The 19,422-nt window shown below is 35.3% G+C and carries 17 protein-coding genes; 6 read left to right on the plus strand and 11 right to left on the minus strand.

Going from position 1 to position 19,422, the window contains the following annotated elements:
- Window positions 1-20 precede the first annotated feature (20 nt).
- Genes JG738_RS03165 through JG738_RS03175 form a run of 3 tightly spaced genes read right to left on the minus strand, consistent with a single transcriptional unit; the run spans window position 21 to window position 3,349 of the window.
- The gene (locus JG738_RS03165) at window positions 21-1,664 is read right to left on the minus strand and encodes a cation acetate symporter (protein WP_201338332.1); all 1,644 of its coding nucleotides are present in this window, start codon (window positions 1,662-1,664) and stop codon (window positions 21-23) included.
- Window positions 1,661-1,978 carry a DUF485 domain-containing protein gene (locus JG738_RS03170; protein ID WP_201338333.1) on the minus strand — a complete coding sequence of 106 codons (318 nt, stop codon included), beginning with the start codon at window positions 1,976-1,978 and terminating at the stop codon, window positions 1,661-1,663. The genes JG738_RS03165 and JG738_RS03170 overlap by 4 nt, the downstream gene beginning before the upstream one ends.
- Before the next feature lie 9 nt (window positions 1,979-1,987).
- Window positions 1,988-3,349 carry an OprD family outer membrane porin gene (locus JG738_RS03175; protein WP_201338334.1) on the minus strand — a complete coding sequence of 454 codons (1,362 nt, stop codon included), beginning with the start codon at window positions 3,347-3,349 and terminating at the stop codon, window positions 1,988-1,990.
- A gap of 211 nt (window positions 3,350-3,560) precedes the next feature.
- On the opposite strand from JG738_RS03175, the gene JG738_RS03180 reads away from it, so the two are divergent.
- Together JG738_RS03180 and JG738_RS03185 are read left to right on the plus strand one after the other, a co-directional pair.
- Window positions 3,561-4,985 (plus strand): DUF2357 domain-containing protein, encoded by a 1,425-nt coding sequence (locus JG738_RS03180; RefSeq protein ID WP_201338335.1) that lies wholly within the window; start codon window positions 3,561-3,563, stop codon window positions 4,983-4,985.
- Between the two features lie 18 nt (window positions 4,986-5,003).
- On the plus strand, window positions 5,004-7,181 hold the full coding sequence (locus JG738_RS03185; protein WP_201338336.1) for an MrcB family domain-containing protein: 2,178 nt from the start codon (window positions 5,004-5,006) through the stop codon (window positions 7,179-7,181).
- A 63-nt stretch (window positions 7,182-7,244) separates the two neighbouring features.
- On the opposite strand, the gene JG738_RS03190 is transcribed toward JG738_RS03185, so the two are convergent.
- From JG738_RS03190 to JG738_RS03200, 3 genes are read right to left on the minus strand one after another with little or no spacing between them, the layout of a single operon-like run.
- Complete coding sequence (locus tag JG738_RS03190; protein WP_201338337.1) at window positions 7,245-7,889, minus strand: response regulator transcription factor; 645 nt, start codon at window positions 7,887-7,889, stop codon at window positions 7,245-7,247.
- Window positions 7,886-9,496: a cache domain-containing protein gene (locus JG738_RS03195; protein WP_201338338.1), complete on the minus strand. Its 1,611-nt coding sequence runs from the start codon at window positions 9,494-9,496 to the stop codon at window positions 7,886-7,888. Before JG738_RS03195 ends, JG738_RS03190 begins: the two co-directional genes overlap by 4 nt.
- On the minus strand, window positions 9,493-9,888 hold the full coding sequence (locus JG738_RS03200) for a DUF255 domain-containing protein (protein WP_201338339.1): 396 nt from the start codon (window positions 9,886-9,888) through the stop codon (window positions 9,493-9,495). The genes JG738_RS03195 and JG738_RS03200 overlap by 4 nt, the downstream gene beginning before the upstream one ends.
- A gap of 172 nt (window positions 9,889-10,060) precedes the next feature.
- Here JG738_RS03200 and JG738_RS03205 point away from each other — a divergent pair, with 172 nt between their 5' ends.
- Both JG738_RS03205 and JG738_RS03210 read left to right on the plus strand, forming a co-directional pair.
- Window positions 10,061-10,426, plus strand: coding sequence for an HIT family protein (locus JG738_RS03205; RefSeq protein ID WP_236593252.1), 366 nt, complete (start codon window positions 10,061-10,063; stop codon window positions 10,424-10,426).
- Entirely contained in the window at window positions 10,416-10,979 is a 564-nt protein-coding gene (locus tag JG738_RS03210) for a hypothetical protein (protein WP_201338340.1), read from the plus strand. The genes JG738_RS03205 and JG738_RS03210 overlap by 11 nt, the downstream gene beginning before the upstream one ends.
- Window positions 10,980-11,009: 30 nt before the next feature.
- Here the strand turns inward: JG738_RS03210 and JG738_RS03215 are convergent, their stop codons facing one another.
- Together JG738_RS03215 and JG738_RS03220 are read right to left on the minus strand one after the other, a co-directional pair.
- Window positions 11,010-12,206 (minus strand): BspA family leucine-rich repeat surface protein, encoded by a 1,197-nt coding sequence (locus JG738_RS03215; RefSeq protein WP_201338341.1) that lies wholly within the window; start codon window positions 12,204-12,206, stop codon window positions 11,010-11,012.
- Window positions 12,151-12,432, minus strand: coding sequence for a hypothetical protein (locus JG738_RS03220; RefSeq protein ID WP_201338342.1), 282 nt, complete (start codon window positions 12,430-12,432; stop codon window positions 12,151-12,153). The genes JG738_RS03215 and JG738_RS03220 overlap by 56 nt, the downstream gene beginning before the upstream one ends.
- 147 nt (window positions 12,433-12,579) lie before the next feature.
- On the opposite strand from JG738_RS03220, the gene JG738_RS03225 reads away from it, so the two are divergent.
- Both JG738_RS03225 and JG738_RS03230 read left to right on the plus strand, forming a co-directional pair.
- Window positions 12,580-14,532 carry a M3 family metallopeptidase gene (locus JG738_RS03225; protein ID WP_201338343.1) on the plus strand — a complete coding sequence of 651 codons (1,953 nt, stop codon included), beginning with the start codon at window positions 12,580-12,582 and terminating at the stop codon, window positions 14,530-14,532.
- Window positions 14,532-15,716 (plus strand): EAL and HDOD domain-containing protein, encoded by a 1,185-nt coding sequence (locus JG738_RS03230; RefSeq protein ID WP_201338344.1) that lies wholly within the window; start codon window positions 14,532-14,534, stop codon window positions 15,714-15,716. The genes JG738_RS03225 and JG738_RS03230 overlap by 1 nt, the downstream gene beginning before the upstream one ends.
- Here JG738_RS03230 and JG738_RS03235 read toward each other — a convergent pair.
- The 3 genes from JG738_RS03235 to JG738_RS03245 are packed head-to-tail and all read right to left on the minus strand — an operon-like array spanning window position 15,699 to window position 19,339.
- The gene (locus JG738_RS03235) at window positions 15,699-16,526 is read right to left on the minus strand and encodes a ketopantoate reductase family protein (RefSeq protein ID WP_201338345.1); all 828 of its coding nucleotides are present in this window, start codon (window positions 16,524-16,526) and stop codon (window positions 15,699-15,701) included. The two genes, JG738_RS03230 and JG738_RS03235, sit on opposite strands and share 18 nt — an antisense overlap.
- The gene (locus JG738_RS03240) at window positions 16,523-18,067 is read right to left on the minus strand and encodes a fatty acid--CoA ligase (protein WP_201338346.1); all 1,545 of its coding nucleotides are present in this window, start codon (window positions 18,065-18,067) and stop codon (window positions 16,523-16,525) included. Before JG738_RS03240 ends, JG738_RS03235 begins: the two co-directional genes overlap by 4 nt.
- A gap of 3 nt (window positions 18,068-18,070) precedes the next feature.
- The gene (locus JG738_RS03245; RefSeq protein ID WP_201338347.1) at window positions 18,071-19,339 is read right to left on the minus strand and encodes an OmpP1/FadL family transporter; all 1,269 of its coding nucleotides are present in this window, start codon (window positions 19,337-19,339) and stop codon (window positions 18,071-18,073) included.
- Between the last annotated feature and the right edge of the window lie 83 nt (window positions 19,340-19,422).

Raw genomic sequence — 19,422 nt, forward strand, 5'->3', positions numbered from 1 at the left:
GCCGCAAAAAGCGGCTGAAATTAATGAGATGACGCACCTTCTGCACCAATACCTGTTTGTGCTCTAATAAATTGCGCTTCAAATTTTTCTCTCTCTTCTTGTGCTTCTGGGGAGTTGTCGATTTTACTGAAAAACCAGATACCAATAAATGCTATTGTCACACTAAAAAGAGCTGGATATTTATATGGAAAGATTGGCTCAGGGTTGCCAAGAACACTAACCCACACAGTAGGTCCTAAAATCACTAATACAATAGCAGTAACAAGTCCAAGAAGACCTCCTCGAAATGCTCCTTTTGTTGTAAGACCTTTCCAATACATTGATAAGAAAAGAACTGGAAAGTTGGCACTTGCCGCAATTGCAAATGCAAGACCCACCATGAAAGCGATGTTTTGTTTTTCAAATGCAATTCCTAGCAAAATTGCCAAAATTCCTATAGCAAGTGTAGCGATTTTGGAGACTTTCATCTCTGTAATCTCATCTACCTGTCCTTTTTTAAAAACACTAGCATAGAGGTCGTGACTAATAGCTGAAGCTCCTGCAAGTGTCAGACCTGATACAACTGCCAAAATAGTAGCAAAAGCAACTGCAGAGATAAATCCTAAGAAGAAGTTGCCGCCGACTGCATGTGCTAGATGAATAGCCGCCATGTTGTTGCCACCAAAGATTTTGCCATTTGGACCCAAATATTCTGGATTTGTCATGACAAAGACAATCGCACCAAAACCGATAATGAATGTGAGCATATAGAAGTATCCAATAAATCCGGTTGCATAAAAAACCGATTTGCGTGCCTCTTTTGCATCGGCAACAGTGAAGAAACGCATTAAAATATGTGGCAGACCAGCAAGTCCAAACATCAAAGCCATACCAAGTGAGATTGCAGAGATTGGATCTTTGACTAATCCCCCCGGAGACATGATTTTTAAGCCATCAGGATGGGTAGCAACCGCTTTTTTGAAAAGCTCTTCCAAACTAAATCCAAAATGTGCCATAACTGCCAATGCCATAAAAGTAGCACCAGCTAACAAAAGCACTGCTTTAATGATTTGTACCCAAGTAGTTGCTAACATTCCACCAAATGTAACATATAATATCATCAAAACTCCAACAATAATGACAGCAAAAGCGTAGTCAAGTCCAAAAAGCACTTGGATCAGTTTTCCTGATCCAACCATCTGTGCAATGAGGTATAAAAGCACTGTTGCAATAGATCCAAAGGCTGCCAATGTTCTTGTAGGACCTGGTTTTAGGCGAAAAGAGACAACATCTGCAAATGTGTATTTACCAAGGTTTCTAAGTTTTTCTGCTATCAAAAATAGCACAATAGGCCAGCCAACCAAAAATCCAATAGAGTAGATTAGTCCATCATATCCTTTGAGATACACAAGCCCCGAAATCCCCAAAAAGGAGGCAGCACTCATATAATCTCCTGCCATCGCAAGACCGTTTTGAAAACCGGTAATACCCCCGCCTGCAGTATAGAAATCTTTAGCTGTGCGTGTTCTCTTAGCTGCCCAGTAGGTGATAAAGAGTGTCAACGCTACAAAGAGTAAAAACATAACCACAGCAGAGACGTTGAAATCTCTTTTACCGCTTACCTCTGCTGCACCTGCTGCAAATGCCGAGAGAGAAAATATAAATGGAAGTAGCCACTTTTTCATAACAGCTCCTTAATTGACTCTTTAAGTTCTTTTGTGATAGTGTCAAACTCTTTGTTTGCTTTATTGACGTAAATTCCTGTTAGGATAAACGCAAAAACAATAATTCCTATCCCGATAGGAATACCGATTGTAGTGATGCTTCCTTCACTGAGAGGTTTTCCTAGGAGTGAAGGATCAAAAGCAATGGTGAGAATAAAAGCGTAGTAGACTATGAGCATAACAATTGCCATAGTCCAAGAAAACTTCTCACGTTTTTCTACAAGCTCCCAAAGTCTGGGATTGGATTTGAGTTTTTCTAAAACTTCTGTTTTCATACCTGCTCCTTAAAAGTTGTAATTGATGATGAAACGAAATTCGTTCCAGCCAAGATCATTGCCATCACTCTTTTCAAGAAATTTTCTTGGGAAATTGCCTCGAAATCGAAGTTGAAGGTTTTTTACAGCTTTGGGATAGTAGATAAAATCAAATCCAGCTTCTGTTGCAGTCCAGCTGTGCGCATAAGCTGTTGAATCAGTTGCCAAAGAGTTGTTTTTACCTACATCAAATGAGGTGTAGTAAAAGGCAGTTTTGAGATTGACTCCGTAATTATTCCACTTATATGCAGCTGCAACTTTCCAAGCATCGGTATCGGCAAAGAATTGATGTCTTGTCACCATACCTTGTGTAAATGCTGGCATTCCTCCCCAAGGAGTAATAATTCCACCATTGAGTGCTGCATTGGTGCTATCATCTGTGGTAGAGTAGGCTGCATATGCACTGAGTGCACCATATACTAAACCAGCCTTGATTGCAAAGTAGTTGCTATCTACTTTACCAGCAAGCTCATCGCCAACTTCCTGTTCATTGATATATTGTGCTGCGATAAAAGGTTTAATGCTACCTTGAAGTGGTATTTTATAGTCAGCTTGGATATAGAGTGCATTGAGAATGTCATGTGCATAGTAGTCCCAGACTTGAAGGCTAAGGTTTTGTATTCCTTTATAAATAATTGCTGCTGCAGTGACTCCATCTGTATCTTGTCCAATTGCGTAGCGACCCATATCCAAAAAGTGTCCTACTACACCTGTTTGCGTAGGATTGAGATATCCTGCCCCATATCCTGCTGTAAGAGCCAAAGCAGGTAGTGTTGGGATACGATACTGATTGTAAAATGTTCCAGGCGCTTCTTTTGTCACATGCGCTGCTACAAGCGTAGTGTCTGGTAAATCGGTATTTGTTAATACATAGGCTTCAAAGAGGCTTGGAATCATTCTTGCATCATCAGCTGCTGCAAGAGGAGTATTGAGTTTTTGCCTTCCTGCTTTGAATGTGGTTTTGCCAATTTTGTATTTGAGATAAGCCTCTCCTACAAAAGCGTATCCCTCACCCTTATCGCCAAGAATGGAAGTATTGAGTTTGCCACTTGAAAATGAGTGATTGAGTCCAAAGTCACTGTCACTGTAGAGCCCGACTCCTAAACTCATTCCCTTAAAAGAAGCAGTTTCATATTGAAGATCAAGACCTGTTGCAAAAGCGCTAATATCTTTTTTGGAAATGCTTCCTTGCCAGTGTCTATCTATATAGAAGAGACGTATATGGCCTTTGAAGTTGCCATTTGTGAAGGCTTCTTGTAGTGTTGTAGCCTCACTAGCATAGCTAAGAGTAAGCAGTGAGCTTGCAACAAATGAGAGTGCAATTTTTTTCATATCTGCTCCTTGAGAAGTAGTTCAAACTATATTGTAAGGAGCAAACGTAGCATAAGCGTAGCAAAATTTACGAGATAATGATAGGTTGGGATTTTAAATTTCTAATATTATAATAGAAATAGGACTTCACAAAGTAAGAAATAAAATTTGCGTAAGGAGGTATCACTTTGAACCAGAAATATTGTTTACACTTAAAGACTAATTTAACGATATGAAAATTCATTTTGCAGAAAAACAACTTGAAATAAAAAAAGAAGAAATTGAAATAAAAGATAAATTAAATTTCTTGCAACAAAAAGAGCAGATTAAAATCTATAGAAATTTTATAACTTTTAAAAATTTCACAGGGATTTTTGAAGTAAATGGTGAAAAATATCTTATTATCCCAGAAAAATTAATTGAGCATTTTGGATTAATAGATGAGACTAAAGAACCTGTACCTAATTTCGAAGATAAATATTATAAACAGTTTGAAAAATTCTTGAAATACATCCTAAAAGAGCTTTCTAAAGAAAACTTATTTTATACATTAAGCTTATCTCATTTTTCAGTAGAAGAAAGTCATCCGAATGAAAGCAAAATTTTCAAACTGCTTTTACTTTTGGAAAAGAAAGAAGAGTTAATTAGTTCTTTACATTTGATTTTGTCGAATCCACACAGAAAATTATTTGAATATGAAACTTATAAAAATCTAAATGAAGTAAGCTGTATAGATCCGGATGTAATTGTCAATATAGCTCAAAGTCCAGAAAGATTATACGAAACTGAAAACGGAATAATTGAATATGAAAGCAGAAATTATTCTCCAACTACGGTTTTACAATATGAAACAGAAGAAACTTTTGACACAATAGAAAATAGATTTATTAAACACTTTTTAAAAGAATTAGAGTTTGTGTTATCCACAGATTTAAAGGAGTTTATGTTTTTATCAGAACTACGAGAACTAAAAAACGACATAGAATATGCACTTCTATCAGATATATTTTCAGATGTTGGAGAGCTGAACTATTTTCCTTCAAATTCACAGGTGTTAATGAAAAGATCAGGATACAGAGAAGTTTTCCAGATTTATAGATTATTGCATTTATCATTTGTTTCAAAAATCTTTGAAGATTTAGACATGGCATTTTCTTTAAAAGATATGGCAACTTTATGGGAGTATTATGTTTTAACTACGATCTTAAAAGAATTTAAAGACAATTTTGGAGGTTATGAAGTTGAAATCAATTTTGAAGAAAAGATAGAACAAGGAACTATTTATGAGTATGCAAAATTTAAGTTTAATAATGGATTAATTTTGCAATATCAACCAACCAAATGGAGTTATTCGAATCTTAAATTTAGACCGGATATCTATATAGAGTATAAAGAACATAGATGTATTTTTGATGCTAAATTTAGATTTTTTAAAGATAATAAAAAAGATATTTTACAAAATATGCATTATTATAAAGATGGAATAAAAGCACAGTTTGCTATTGCTGTTTGTTTAGGAAAAAAGAACAAAGAAGGAAAATTTTGGAAAGTAAACAAAGATAAAAAACTAATAAATTCTTTTTTTGAATTTATAAAAGAAAATAAAGAAAAATTAGAAGGTATTGGGTATTTAGATTTAAAGTTAGAGATGAAATAATAAGCTGAAGGATAGAATATGAGCAGAATTGCATTAGGTGGAGCTGTTGAAAAAGAACTATCCATTAATGAAATGATAAAAGAAATCGATGAATTTTTAAATAAAAATAAAAAAATATCTCTTTGGTGGAGTTATCCAATAAAACATTGTAAAGAGGATTATGAGAAAGAAAAGCCTTTTTGGTTTTATTTATATCAAGATAAAAGTTTAAAAGCAAGATATAGAGTTATAGATTTTAAAACAAAAGAAGGTGATGAAGGAATAGAATGTCCACAAGAATGGGAGAAATATTTATTAAATAAAACGTGGGCAAAGAAAAAAAGATTATCTGGAAAAAGAAGTGAAATCTTTAAAACTTGGTTCTTAATTGATAAAATCGAAAAATTAGAAAATGAAATATCAATAGATGATTTAATAAGTTTTTGTAACCAACCTGTTAGTACAAATAGATTAGTAGGTAGTTTTTTATATATTTATGAACCTCTCTTTTCAAAAAATAATATGAAACAATTAATAAAAAAATTTATAAAAGAATCTATTGAAAAAAATATTTTAGGAACCAAAAATTATAAAACCTATTATGAAGGATTAGAAACTAAAGTTAGTTTTGGACAAGGACAACAAGCTGATATATCTTGGATGGCATTCTTAAGATTTAATCAGACAGTATCGAAAGGAATATATCCCGTAATTTTATTTAATAGAAAAGATTGCTTAGTTTTAGCTTATGGCGTATCTGAAACAGAAAATTCAGAAATAAAGTGGCCAGATGAAATAATTAATAATTATAAACAAATCAAAGAAACAACTTGTGAATGCAATTTATCAAAAATAAAAGAAAAATATCCTAATTCTTATTTGAAAAAATGTTATAAATTAGAAGATGGTAAATTAAAAGAAGAACAATTAGAAGATGTGTTGAATAATTTAGATGAAATAATAAAATCATACATTGCTACGTTTTCATCAAAACCACCTTCACCAACAAATGAAATAAATTGCTTTGAAAATTCAAATCTAAAGCTTGACCCTTATATTAAAAACTCTTTTTATAACTCTTTGAAAACAAAAGGTTTTGTAATACTTGCAGGGCTTTCTGGAACAGGAAAAACAAAAATATTCGAAGAGTTTGTGAACTGTTTTCCAAATGCAGAAAATAATTTATTCTTCCCCATTCGCCCTGATTTTAAAGATACAAAATCACTACTCGGATTTTATAACCCACTAAAAAATCAATACCATTCTACGCATTTATTAGATTTTATTGTAGAAGCTTCGAAGAATTATTTAGAAAAAGGTAAAAATGCAGACCCTTTTTTTGTATTATTTGATGAGATGAATTTGGCAAGAGTTGAGTATTATTTTGCAGACTTTTTGTCAGTATTAGAAGTTAAAAGATTTGATAATGAAGATGAAACGCAGAGAAATCATAGTTTTCAAAAATTTTTAGTTACTTTGGGAAAAAATACTTCCTCTTTAAATGAAGAAAACTATAACTTTACATCTCAAAGTATAAAGCTTCATAATGAAGATATAAATGACACTCCAAAAGAGTTGTTTTTACCACCAAACCTTTATTTCGTTGGAACTGTAAATATTGATGAAACTACCCACATGTTTTCTCCAAAAGTTTTAGATAGAGCATTTACAATAGAGTTTGACGTTGGAAGTTTTGAGGATTATTTAGAATTTTTAAAAGAAAATTTTGATAATAAAAACTCAGTTACAATCGGAAATCTCAAAGAAGATTTTATAAATAATGGCGAATTTGCTGTTGTTGACAAGCAAAAGATAAGAGAGTTTTTGGAAAGAGAAGAAAATAAAAAATATTTAGAAATTCTAGAAAAAATTAATTATACTTTGGGGAAATATAACCTTCACTTTGGATATCGTGTCTTTGATGAAATTATAATGTTTTTATATAACTCTCAAAATTCACAATTTAAATTTGATAACCCAGAGGAAGCTTTTGATTTAGCTGTAAAAATGAAAGTGCTGCCAAAATTCCATGGAACTAGGCAAAAGTTAGAAAAACCAATTATTAGTTTATTAAAACAATTCGAAATCGAGAGTCCTGAAGAAAAAATCAAAGAAGGAATCCCGCAAATAAAAGAAATTCGTTATAAACATACAGTCCAAAAATTATTAGAAATGCTTTATAAATTGAAAACACAAGGATTTGCAAGTTTTATGTAATTTGTTAATGGAGTATAAGAAATCGTTCATAAGCTTTTGTCATTGAATATCTAATATCTCAAACTATTTATCTATTTTGTATCCAAGTCCTCGTACATTAATAATAAAATCTTCCTTGAGCTGTTTTTTGAGTCTACTGATTTCTGCTCTAATTGTGGGATTATCCACAAACTCCTCTGTATATACATATTCGCGAAACATATCGTAATTGACCACGATGCCTCTATTTTTTGCTAAGAGTTCGATGATTTGCTGCTGTCTTTTGGTAAGGGTTACAGGGGTATTATTGAAAAAGAGCGTTTTTTGCTCAAAAGAGTAGCTGTAGCTTTTTGAAAGAACGACATGGGATTTATCTTGGATGGCAAGCTTTTCTATGCGAAGCTCCAACTCTTTGAGATGAAAGGGCTTTTTGATGTAGTCCTTGCATCCAAGTTCAAAACCTTTTGTAATATCTTCAATATCTGTGAGAGAAGAGATGAAAATAACTGGAGTATAGCGCTTATGTTCTTTCAAAAGCTCCATCAATGTAAATCCATCGATATTGGGAACGTTGATATCAAGAATGAGTAGATCAAAGGAGTTTTGTTGTATGAGCTCGAATGCCTTCTCTCCATCATATGCAGTTGTGACCTGGTGGCCGATCTTTTCAAGGTAGCGCTCTATCGAATCGCACAAAATTATCTCATCTTCCATCAAAAGTATTTTCATTGTCTCTTCCAAATATAGCGAAATATATTGTATTTTCCATCATTATCTACTTCATCTACTTCGATGGTGCAACCGTTTTTATCGCAGATCTCTTTAACAAGCGCTAAGCCTAGTCCAAATCCACCTTTGGCTCTATCTTCTCTGTAAAACTGCTTAAAGATAGCCTCTTTATCTTCTATTTTTTTTGACTTAGTCCAAAACTCGAGTACTATTGTATCTTTTTTATAGAGTTTAATAGTAATAGCTGTATTGATATGGGAGTATTTGATAGCATTGGAGAGATTATTGTCTATGATGCGTTGCAATTCTATCTCATTGATAAAAAGAGTGATATTTGGCTCTATTTCGGTAATCAGACGCAAATGGTTACCTTTGGCAACTTCAGTAAAAAACTCCACTCGTTGCTCTAAAAATGATGAGACATCAATGAAGCCCTTTTTATATTCGACTCTATCTTTTTTCAGTAGATATGCCAGATCATTATAGATATTGTGGATGATTTTGATACCAGATTCAATATTGGTAAGCTCTTGGTTTTTGATGTTTTCCATTTTTAAAAGATCGATATTTGTAAGAATGATGCTTAAAGGTGTATTGATCTCATGAATGGCAGTTTTTAAGAAACGATCTTGATCGTGAAGGAGCTTTTCTGTAAACTCTTTACTTCTTTTAAGCTCTTCGTTTTGCTGGTTGAGTTTTTGTGTCTTTTGTAAGACTTTGAGTTCAAGTGTTCTATTGAGCTCTTGCAGCTTTTTTGTTCTATCTTTGATGATTTTTATCATTTTATTGGTATAGCCTGCTATCTCTTTAAATTCATTAAATAAAAGATCTTGGGCATAGATATAGGTTCCATGGTTAGCGGCATCCTGTGTTCGTATCTTGATCTTTTGCAGAGAGCGCTCAATGAGATTGGAGGTGTAGCGTAAAATTACGAATGTAGCAAAAAAGAGCATAAAAGTGAGTGTGAGAATGTTGATGATGTACTTTACCATTTTGTCTCGGTAGGCTAGCTTTTTTTGGCGAATCATCTTTTCAATTTCATCAAGATATACACCGGAACCTACCATCCAATTAAATGGTTTATATGCTTTTGCATAGCTTATCTTTGGAGCAAGAGTATTTGTGGTTGGTTTGTTCCAGTAGTACTGAACAAATCCCCCATCAGGCTTTTTTGAGACTTCAATAAGCTCTTTTATCACTTTTTTCCCAGTAGGATCAGTAAAGTTGATGAGATTTTTACCTTTATTTTGTTTTAAAATTGGATCTGCAACATTTATTCCGTCAAATGTATAGATAAATATATATCCTGTGCCATCTCTTTCGTTTCTCATATACTCTATAGCATCGATTATCTCCTTTTGGAGTTGTGCGAGGGGTTTGTTTGGAGCTTCATGATGTTTGTAAGATATATAGCGAAGGGCGCGAAGCGTCTCTTTTTTGACGAGCTCTTTTTGCTTTTTGATGAAATTTTTTTCAAAAAGAGCAATCTCCTTTTTAAATTCATTGTACTCTTCATATACAATCAATGCAGTAAAAAGTGTAACAAAAAGAATAAAAAGACCAAGTGTAAAGAGCTTTATACTTTTAAAACTGATCCTCTTAATCATTTATGCAAAGTTCGCTCAATATCTTTTAAATCACTCCAAAAATCCTCTTTGGACCAGTAGCCAATGATACGTTTAATAACCTTTTCTTTTTGAATGACGTAAATTGTTGGTACATATCTTGGATAGAGTTCATCAGGATAGTCGCTAGTGTCGCGATCAAGTTTGACAGCTATGAAATATTTCTTGATAAAATCGATGATTTTTGGATCTTTAAGTGTTGTAGTTTTCATTTTATGACACCACTGACAGGGGGGATTGAGTCGTTCAATAAAGACAAAAAGAGGTTTGTTGGTTGCAAGTGATTCTTGGTATGCTTTATTGAAATCTGTATACCAATTGATAGAGGCAAAAAGTGTAAGAGATGCTAATATAAGTATCAATATTTTTCTCATTTTTTTCCTTTGTAGCTAAGATTGTAATTAGGGTTCATGTTACAATAAAAAGTGTAATAGATATTACTTAAAAAGATATTAAAAAGAAAAAATGTTATATTTAATTTTTAAAAACTTTTTGCTCCCTATGGAGAAAGTAAAAGCGAAGAAATTGTTGAAAAGAGGAGTTTGGATGATTTATGAAAATGAGTATATCACTATTGAAAGCGAGCCTAGTGAAGTGCTATGGCTTAAAATCTTTGCAAAGCAAAAGTGCAAAGAGATGAGCGAGTGTAATGAGAAGACCAAAGAGGCAATCTACAAAGCTTTGGAGATTATAGAAAAAGAGATGATAGATTATTTCAAACCAGATAAGATTAACATTGCCTCTTTTGGCAACTATGTGCCGCAAGTCCACTGGCACATACAGGCAAGATTTGAAAATGACAGCTTCTTTCCAGAGCCTCTTTGGGGCAAGAAGCAGCGAGAAGGTAATGTGCAGTTGCCTTCGACGGCAGAGTTTGTCAAAAGAGTAAGAGCAAAACTTGATGCAATCTAAAGTTGGAAAGTGTCCAAAGTGCGGTAAGGCTGTTGTAGATAGAGGAAGCTTTTATGGGTGCGCTGGATTTGTAAAAGGGTGTGACTTTAGCATCGGCAAAAGCTCCCTGTCTCATCTTGGACACCCAACTATCACTCCCAAAAAGATGCGAGCACTATTGAAGGGTTCAGCCCAACTCTCTTTTAGAATGAGTAGTGGCATTGAGCGTCTCTTTTGGGTGGAGCTTATACAAAAGGATGGGAAGTATTTAGCGCAAGTTGACTTTGAAGCAGGAGTTGCAGTAGAATCACTTGGGAGTTGCCCAGTGTGCGGGGCAGATGTAGTGGAGTATCCTCTAAGTTACGGATGTAGCAGATGGGAAGAGGGATGTGAATTTGCTATTTTCAAAGATGCTATTAAGCGATTTGGCGGAAAAGCTTTAACCAAAAAGCAGGCAAAAGAGCTACTGCAAAAAGGGCAAATCGAGGTCAAAATCCGAGGATTTGATAAAAAGATGAAAAAAGTGAATCTCTTGCTTGATAGTGAGTATAGATGCAAAGTAGATTTTGAATAAAAAAAAACAACCTCCAATAAGCCTAAAGGCTTATTGGTTGGGACATGTACCCCATACTGGCTGGAGATCATCTCTTCCTTCAAATGCTGCACCTGTATCAAAATTGGCTGGTTTTTGCTTTATTCTTCTCACGCACCAGTTGTGGATGTTTTGATTGAAGCTTATGGCATTATCAAACATGCGTCTCATCTCTGTTACATTAGATGTATTCCAGTTCCCAATTGGCTGATTGAAGCTAGTGGCATTACCAAACATATCATACATATCCGTTACATTGGATGTGTCCCAACCACCGATTGGTTGGTTGAAGCTTGTGGCATATTCAAACATATAACTCATATTCGTCACATTGGATGTATTCCAATTGCCAATTGGCTGATTAAATTTCACAGCATTATAAAACATACTACCCATGCTCGTCACATTTGACGTATCCCATTTTCCAATTGGCTGATTGAAGTTTGTAGCACTTGCAAACATCCCATACATATTTGTCACATTAGAAGTATCCCAATACCTAATAGGCTGATTGAAACTTTCAGCATAAAAAAACATCAATCTCATATTTCTTACATTGGATGTATTCCAGTCTCCTATGGGCTGATCGAAACTTGTAGCATGGTAAAACATCTTGCCCATATTCATCACATTTGATGTGTCCCATTTTCCTATAGGCTGATTAAAGCTTCTTGCATTATAAAATAGATTATACATATTCGTCACATTGGATGTGCAAATATGCTCATAATCGTCATTCTTTGGATCCAAATTTCTTAGCATTGTATTGTCTACAACTTTATAGGTAACACCATTGATTTTAAATGTATCACCGGCAGAGAGGGCATCACATTTTATTGTCTTGATATTTGCAAGATTGACAGAAATTTCCTGATTTGGTGCACTAATATGCAAAATAGTATTAGTTTGTATATTAGATTGTGGACGTGTTGAATCAAGATGGAGTGTATTGTTGCTGATGGATGCTCTGAAATATGGAGAAAGATTTAACCATTTGAAGTTACCATTTTGATCGAGCCCTTCTAATTTGAAAACGCTATCGGATCCTCTTGGATTGTATATCCAGTCATATGGCCCTTGACCGTAATGGATGAAGTATCCATCTATTGGGTAGTTAGTTTTTTTGTTTATTTGATTAACTATATTTTCTATATCACCAAAGAGAGTGGAAGCCAGAAGAAGTGATGTTAGGAATGTGAATTTTTTCATCGGAAATCCTTTTGAAGTTACCATTTTGATCGAGCCCTTCTAATTTGAAAACGCTATCGGATCCTCTTGGATTGTATATCCAGTCATATGGCCCTTGACCGTAATGGATGAAGTATCCATCTATTGGGTAGTTAGTTTTTTTGTTTATTTGATTAACTATATTTTCTATATCACCAAAGAGAGTGGAAGCCAGAAGAAGTGATGTTAGGAATGTGAATTTTTTCATCGGAAATCCTTATTTTAATTAATAATGACAAATTATAATAAAATTTAAACTTTAAAACAAATAAAATAGGCTCTAAATTTAAAAATAAATATAAATTTCTTAGGAGAAATTTCGATACAATGAAAGAAAAATTTTCAAGGAGGCTTAATGCCTAAATTCCCAGAGTTTACAGTTACAGAAGAAAATCTTGAAGAGCAAAAAGAGCTTGTGTTAAAAACAATTGAAGAAAATAGAGAAAAACTTGCAAATCTTTTGACAATTCCAAAAAAGAGCTATGAAAACTTTGTAAGACCTTTGCAGCTTATGGAGGAGAAACTTGGATTTTATTTTAGTCCTATTAGTCATCTGAACTACGTCAAAAATTCGCCAAAAACACAAAAGATCTATGATGAGCTTCTGCCAGAGCTTAGCCGTTATCATACAGAACTTGGGCAAAATGGTGCGGTGTATGATGCTCTCAAAGAGATTTTTGAGTTGCAAGATCTCAGTAATGAGCAAAAAAAAGTGGTAACAGATATGCTCATAGAGTTTGAGCTGAGTGGTGTAGCATTGCCTCAAAAAGAGCAAGAGGAGCTTAAAGAGATTAATATAAAATTGAGTGAACTCTCAAGCAGTTTTGCCCAAAACCTCCTCAAAGCTACGGATGAGTATGAGATGGTTATTACTGATCCTAAAGAGATTGAAGGAATGCCGCAAAGTGAGCTAGAAGCAGCGAAAGTGGAGAACGGATGGCGCTTTACTCTCAAGCAGCCAAGCTATATTGCTTATATGACTTATGGTCCAAGCCGCGAGCGGAGGGAGGAACTCTACAAAGCCTATGTAACGAGAGCGCCAGAAAATGAAAAACTTATTAATGCTATTTTGGAATTGCGCCATAAAAAAGCAAAGCTACTAGGGTTTAAAAATTATGCCGAGCTAAGTTTAAAGACAAAGATGGCACAAAATCCAGAAGAGGTAGTGAGCTTTTTAGAAGATCTTGCCCAAAAGAGCAAACCTCAGGCACAAAAAGAGTTTGAAGAGCTGCAACAGTTTGCAAAAGAAAATGGCGCTACATATGCATTACAGCCCTATGATATTGCTTACTGGAGCGAAAAACTCAAAATTGCGAAATTGGATGTAGATGATGAAAAGTATAAACCCTATTTTGAAAAAGATGCAACTGTTAGTGGACTTTTTACTTTTTTAAATAGACTTTTCAAACTCCAATTTCAAGAGATTGATACGCCTGTTTGGCATGAGAGTGTGAAGTGCTATGAGATCTCTTTGCCACATAGGCTTGTTGGAAGACTTTATGTGGATTTGGAAGCTAGAGAAGGTAAGCGAAGCGGAGCATGGATGGATGAGTGGGTAACGCATCATAGAGATGAAAAGGGAGAGATTGTCTATCCTGTTGCCTATATTGTGGCAAATTTTGCTCCTAGTAGTGATACTGCTCCAAGTCTTCTAAGACCAGATGATGTTGTAACGCTTTTTCATGAGATGGGACATGCACTGCACCATCTCTTAAGTGAAGTAAAAGAGCCAGCTGTCAGTGGTATAGCAGGAGTTGAGTGGGATGCTGTGGAGTTTCCAAGCCAATTTTTAGAAAATTTTGCCTATGAAGAGGATGTGCTAAGTCTTTTTGCAAAGCATTATCAAACTGGTGAGCCTCTTTCAAAAGAGATGATTCAACGCCTCAAAGATGCAAAAAATTTCCAAAGCGCTATGGCAATGGTACGTCAGCTTGAATTTGGTCTTTTTGATATGAAAGTACACATGCGGTGGCCAGTGGATGTACAGCAAATACTAGATGGAGTTCGCAAAGAGGTAAGTGTAGTACCAGCGCCTTCATATAATAAATTTCAATGGGGTTTTGGTCATATTTTTGCTGGAGGATATGCAGCAGGATATTATAGCTATAAATGGGCAGAAGTTTTGAGTGCTGATGCATTTTTTATGTTTGTGGATAATGGCATTTATAATGATGAGATTGCCGAAAGTTATCTCCAAGAGATACTTTGCAAAGGAGGAAGTCGCCCAGCGTTTGAGAGTTTCAAGGCATTTGCAGGGAGAGAACCTCAAAGTGAGGCGCTTCTTAAACTTTGCGGAATAGAGGGGTAATGTCTAAAGAGGTGGTTTTTGCGAGGCAACCAATTTTAGATAGAGAAGAGAGACTGTTTGGCTTTGAACTACTTTTTCGTGGCGAAAAAAAACAATTAACAGATAGAGGTGCTACAAGTCTGGTTTTGGCAGGTTTTTTGTCCAGTAATTTTATGCCAGTGCTGCATGGAAAGCTAGGATTTATCAATATGGATGAGACACTTTTAGTAAGTGGTACAATAGAGTTTCTTCCCAAAGAATATTTTGTTATAGAGGTATTAGAAAAGGTTGAAATTTCTCGTGTGGTACAGATTTTAGAAAAACATAAAAAAGCCGGATTTCAGATTGCACTTGATGATTTTGTGGCAAACTGGAATGAATTTGATAAATACAAGAGCTTTTTTTCACTTTTTGATATTGTCAAATTCGATGCTCTTCATAAAGATTTAGATGAAAATGCTTTAGAGACGATTGCAATGAGGCTAAAGAAAAATGGTATTAAACTTTTGGCAGAAAAAATAGAGACAAAAGAGCAATATGATAGATTCAAGGAGCTAGGCTTTGACTTTTTTCAGGGTTACTATTTTATGAGGCCACAAATTGCTCGGCAAAAAATAGTGATGCCATCAAAAAATGAGATATTAGAGATATGGTCAATGAGTGAGGATGAGTTTGAAGAAATTGTTGAAAAACTTAAAATGAGTCCAGAACTCTCATTTAATATTTTAAAACTCATAAATTCATCTTATTTTAATCTACAAAAAGAAGTTGCTTCTATTGGTCAGGCGATTGCCTACCTCGGTATCAAAAATCTTAAAAAGTGGCTTTTACTCATGCTTTTTGCACATGAAGGAGGTGATTTTGATACCAATCCTTGGGTAGCTGTGGCAGTAAGTCGTGCTACATTTTTGCATAAGATGGCTTCAATATTAGAACTTGATAGCGATAAAGCATACCTTATAGGGATGTTATCAGTTTTGATGGAAGTGCTTGGAGACAATAGGGAAGAGATTTTAGCAGAGTTTCCATCCCTTGATGAAGAGATACGCAAAGCGATTGTGGCTCATGAGACACCTTATGGGTTGCTGTTACGCATAGTGCAACAACTGGAGCGAGGAGAGTTTGAAAAGATAAACAATCTTGTAGAGGATCTTGAGGTAAAGCCAGAAGAGATAGCAAAGAGCTATTCATCCTCTTTGTTCTAAGAGTCTATTATGAATCTGTGTAAAAAGTGGTGACTTTTGTGCAAGATATCCAATGAGATTATCAACTTCACTAGAGGTTCCTTTTTCAAAATCGAGTTGCATTGAAGTTTTTGCTTCAGCTGGAGATTTTTGTAAAAGCGTTATTGAACGCTCAATATCTTCTTCACTAAGAGGAATCCCTTCTTTGTTTGCTATATCTTTTATCTCTTTTAAAAGCCTTGTAAATTCGTCAAGATGGTTTTTTGCAATTTCACCAAACGTTGCATTATAAAGAGTCGTTAAAGCTGCAGTTGCTGCAATGAAAAGGTACTTTTGCCAGATAGCTCTGTCGATATCTTGAGGCATTTTAAATTTAATTCCAGCAGTTTGAAAGATGTGTGCAAGAGTCTCATTTTGCTCAGTAACTACAAGTGCTCCTTTACCTTTGAGTTCTATTGTATCTGGTGCTGCTTTGTTTGCGATAATATAGATTGCTCCTTTAAGAACTTTAGCAGTAGGAAAGAGCTGTTTTAACTGGTGATATGGCTCGATCCCATTGAGAAGGGGTACAATGATGGTATGAGTGTGGATATGTTTTTGTAGCTCCTTAGCTCTTTGTGGAAGTACAGTGCTTTTTGTAGCAAAAAAGATAATATCATATATCCCTTTTGGTTTATCGAGAATATGGGGATGATAGGTATGTCGTTTGCCATTTTCAATGAGATGGAGTTGCTGCATCGATTTTGAAAGAAGATCCACTTGAAAATGTTCACTCAGTTTTGCGGCAATATAGCCGCCAACACCTCCACCCCCAACAACCGCTATTTTCATTGTGAGAGCCTTTCTTTGAGTACCCGTTTGAGCACTTTACCCGTTGCGTTTTTTGGAAGTTCATCGACAATAAATATAGATTTTGGGATCTTATAGTTGGCAAGATGTTCACGCAAATATTTTTTTATCTCGCTCTCACTAATCTGCTCACCATCTTCGCTCTCAATATAGGCTACTGGTACTTCACCACTCTTTTCATCTTTGATTCCAATAACAGCTGCAGCTTTGACGAGTGGATGTGAAGTGAGCACCTCTTCGATCTCTCTTGGATAGATATTGATGCCTTTGGAGATAATGAGATCTTTTTTACGATCTACTATGAAGATAAAGCCATCTTCATCCATATATCCCAGATCCCCAGTTCTTAGCCATCCGTTGACAATAGTTTCAGCTGTCGCTTCTGGCCTTTTCCAGTAGCCTTGCATCACATTATCACCTTTGACGATGATTTCACCAATCTCTCCAAGCGGAAGTTCTACCATATCTTCGTCGACTATCTTCACAGTAACACCGGGAATTGCTGGGCCTACTGATTTTGGTTTTTGCTTATTAGGAAGATTCACTGCAACAACGGGGCTTGCTTCACTAAGGCCATACCCTTCAAGCAAAACACCTTTTTTAAAGCGCTTGCGAAAACGTTTGAGCGTATCTTCTGGCAGCGCTGCTGCTCCACTTACATAATATTTCACACTATTAAACCAGTGAAAATACCATGGAAGTTTTGCTTTGGATAGAGCATTGTATACATCAGGGACGCCAACAAAGACTGAGACACGCTTGAGTAAAACCTGCTTGATGATATTAGAAAAAGGCATGATAGATCTAATAATAACCACAGGGGATCCAAAATAAAGAGGCATAAGTATAGTAACGGTAAGAGTAAAAGAGTGAAACATAGGTAGATAAACGATAAACCGCTCTTTTGGTTTGATATGCAAAAGCTGCTCGATGCCTAAAATATTAGAAAAGATATTGCGGTAACTAAGCATTGCACCTTTTGGTTTGCCAGTTGTGCCAGATGTATAGATAATAACAGCAATATCGTCGATATCAACACTTTGTGTAATCTTTTCATGAGATTCAAGATTGGATAAGATTTCATTAAAAGAGATATTATTCTCATCTAATCCATTGTATTCACCTTCCCATATAATTTTTTGTACTCCGGTACGGCTAAAAATATTTTGCAGCTCTTTTGAAAAATCTGCGCTGGCAACGAGTATTTTAGCTTCGGAATCATTAAGTATAAATACAACCTCTTCTTCTTTTAAAAAATTATTCACTGGTACGGGAATGGCTCCTAGTTTTTGCGCAGCAAGGAGTGCGACAATAAATTCAATAGAGTTTGCCAAATAGAGCGCTACCTTATCGCCTCTATGAACGCCAATTAACTCTAGAAATCTTGCAAACGTGTCTACTTTGAGCAGCATACGCTCAAAGCTAATTTTTCGATCCCCTACATAGTATGCAGTAGCTTTGGGGCTTTTTTTGGCATGCTCTTTGAGAACTTCGTAAAAGCTGTTGTATTTGTAATCAAACATCTATCAATACCTATAGCAAAGAGATAGATTGAGTAGATGTGCACGCACATCACTAAATTTTCCAGCTATGCCGTTATTATTACGATCAAGTGGCGAAATAGAGCGCTCTACCTTATAGTCATAGAGATAGCTAATACCAAAAGAGAGATTTTGTGTATAGTTATAGAGTGCACCAAGAGAGAGAATGATGGCATCTGCATCTGGAAGTTCAAATCCTACACGATTTGTTGGCACTGGTGTTTCATCGTATGCAAGACCATACATAGTTGTGAGTTTTGGACTGTTTTTGTGAGTAATACCCACTCTAAAAGTATTTGTATCTTTCCAATTTTTTGCTTTTGGTTGTCCAAGTACCGCTTCTGCAAATTGATTATCGTAAAAGTTAAAATCGAGGTTTTTATATTTGCTCCAGTATGTGCGCTCATACGTAAACTCTACTCTTGTATTTTCACTCATCCAAAGTGCTGCTGCTAGAGTGAGTGTTGCTGGAAGCGGCACTGCAACATTAGCTTTGGTGAAGTAGGGAATAAGCGTTGTAAGATCTTGTGGATTTTTAGAAAGAAGATATTTGCCTAGATATCCTTTTGCAGATCCAACCTCTTGCAAGCTAATTTTTGATCGGTATGTTGCTGCAAGGGTAAATGTGGGATCAATGCGATAGGCAAGTGCTAAATTGTATCCCCATTTAAAATCGGTATCTCCATCGAGATCTTCTTTGTAAAGGTGTGGAAAATGGACACGTACTTTTCCATCACTATAAAGAGCCCTTACTCCTGCAGCTATTGCAACTTTATCTGTAATTTTATATGAAACTGAAGGGTTGATTTCTGCTATGCGGAGTGTAAACTCCTCTGCACTCCAGATTTGAGGCTGTGTTGTCCATCTTTTTGAAAGTCCTCCAGGAGTAACGATACTCAAACCAAAGCGTAGGCCCTTGTACTCTTTTCCTACCCAATGTAGATGTGGTACTAAAAATCCCTCTTTTTTACTTCTGGCATTTGCAGGCTCAAACTGTTTAGTTTGCGGAGAGTAGACCTGGCCAGTAAAAGTGATTTTTGGCAAGTAGATGCCAGTAAGACTAAATTCAAAAAAGCTATCATTTGGCATAAAACTCATATTAGCTGGGTTAAAATATGCTGCATCTGCATGATCTGCTCCAGCAACATACGCACCAGAAAGGGCTACACTTCTAGCCGACTGTTCAGGGAGTTTGTATGCTGCGCCAAAAGAGAGTACTGAAGCTGCTGCTGTGATTGCTAAAACCTTTTTCATAGCTAATCCTTAAAAAAGAAATTTATAAAATTGTAACAAAGATTAAGATAAAATCTATTTAATGTACAAAAGAGACAAAAAAT

The sequence above is a fragment of the Nitratiruptor sp. YY08-26 genome (genome assembly GCF_016593215.1).
Classification (GTDB): Bacteria; Campylobacterota; Campylobacteria; order Campylobacterales; family Nitratiruptoraceae; genus Nitratiruptor; species Nitratiruptor tergarcus.

What these genes read in the sequence shown, in the direction of transcription:
- JG738_RS03180 (WP_201338335.1), top strand. Translation starts at nt 3,561, where the DNA reads ATGAAAATTCATTTTGCAGAAAAACAACTTGAAATAAAAAAAGAAGAA.
- JG738_RS03165 (WP_201338332.1), bottom strand. Translation starts at nt 1,664, where the DNA reads ATGAAAAAGTGGCTACTTCCATTTATATTTTCTCTCTCGGCATTTGCA.
- JG738_RS03205 (WP_236593252.1), top strand. Translation starts at nt 10,061, where the DNA reads ATGATTTATGAAAATGAGTATATCACTATTGAAAGCGAGCCTAGTGAA.
- JG738_RS03235 (WP_201338345.1), bottom strand. Translation starts at nt 16,526, where the DNA reads ATGAAAATAGCGGTTGTTGGGGGTGGAGGTGTTGGCGGCTATATTGCC.
- JG738_RS03185 (WP_201338336.1), top strand. Translation starts at nt 5,004, where the DNA reads ATGAGCAGAATTGCATTAGGTGGAGCTGTTGAAAAAGAACTATCCATT.
- JG738_RS03245 (WP_201338347.1), bottom strand. Translation starts at nt 19,339, where the DNA reads ATGAAAAAGGTTTTAGCAATCACAGCAGCAGCTTCAGTACTCTCTTTT.
- JG738_RS03230 (WP_201338344.1), top strand. Translation starts at nt 14,532, where the DNA reads ATGTCTAAAGAGGTGGTTTTTGCGAGGCAACCAATTTTAGATAGAGAA.
- JG738_RS03220 (WP_201338342.1), bottom strand. Translation starts at nt 12,432, where the DNA reads ATGAAAAAATTCACATTCCTAACATCACTTCTTCTGGCTTCCACTCTC.
- JG738_RS03175 (WP_201338334.1), bottom strand. Translation starts at nt 3,349, where the DNA reads ATGAAAAAAATTGCACTCTCATTTGTTGCAAGCTCACTGCTTACTCTT.
- JG738_RS03170 (WP_201338333.1), bottom strand. Translation starts at nt 1,978, where the DNA reads ATGAAAACAGAAGTTTTAGAAAAACTCAAATCCAATCCCAGACTTTGG.
- JG738_RS03190 (WP_201338337.1), bottom strand. Translation starts at nt 7,889, where the DNA reads ATGAAAATACTTTTGATGGAAGATGAGATAATTTTGTGCGATTCGATA.
- JG738_RS03225 (WP_201338343.1), top strand. Translation starts at nt 12,580, where the DNA reads ATGCCTAAATTCCCAGAGTTTACAGTTACAGAAGAAAATCTTGAAGAG.
- JG738_RS03195 (WP_201338338.1), bottom strand. Translation starts at nt 9,496, where the DNA reads ATGATTAAGAGGATCAGTTTTAAAAGTATAAAGCTCTTTACACTTGGT.
- JG738_RS03215 (WP_201338341.1), bottom strand. Translation starts at nt 12,206, where the DNA reads ATGAAAAAATTCACATTCCTAACATCACTTCTTCTGGCTTCCACTCTC.
- JG738_RS03240 (WP_201338346.1), bottom strand. Translation starts at nt 18,067, where the DNA reads ATGTTTGATTACAAATACAACAGCTTTTACGAAGTTCTCAAAGAGCAT.
- JG738_RS03200 (WP_201338339.1), bottom strand. Translation starts at nt 9,888, where the DNA reads ATGAGAAAAATATTGATACTTATATTAGCATCTCTTACACTTTTTGCC.
- JG738_RS03210 (WP_201338340.1), top strand. Translation starts at nt 10,416, where the DNA reads ATGCAATCTAAAGTTGGAAAGTGTCCAAAGTGCGGTAAGGCTGTTGTA.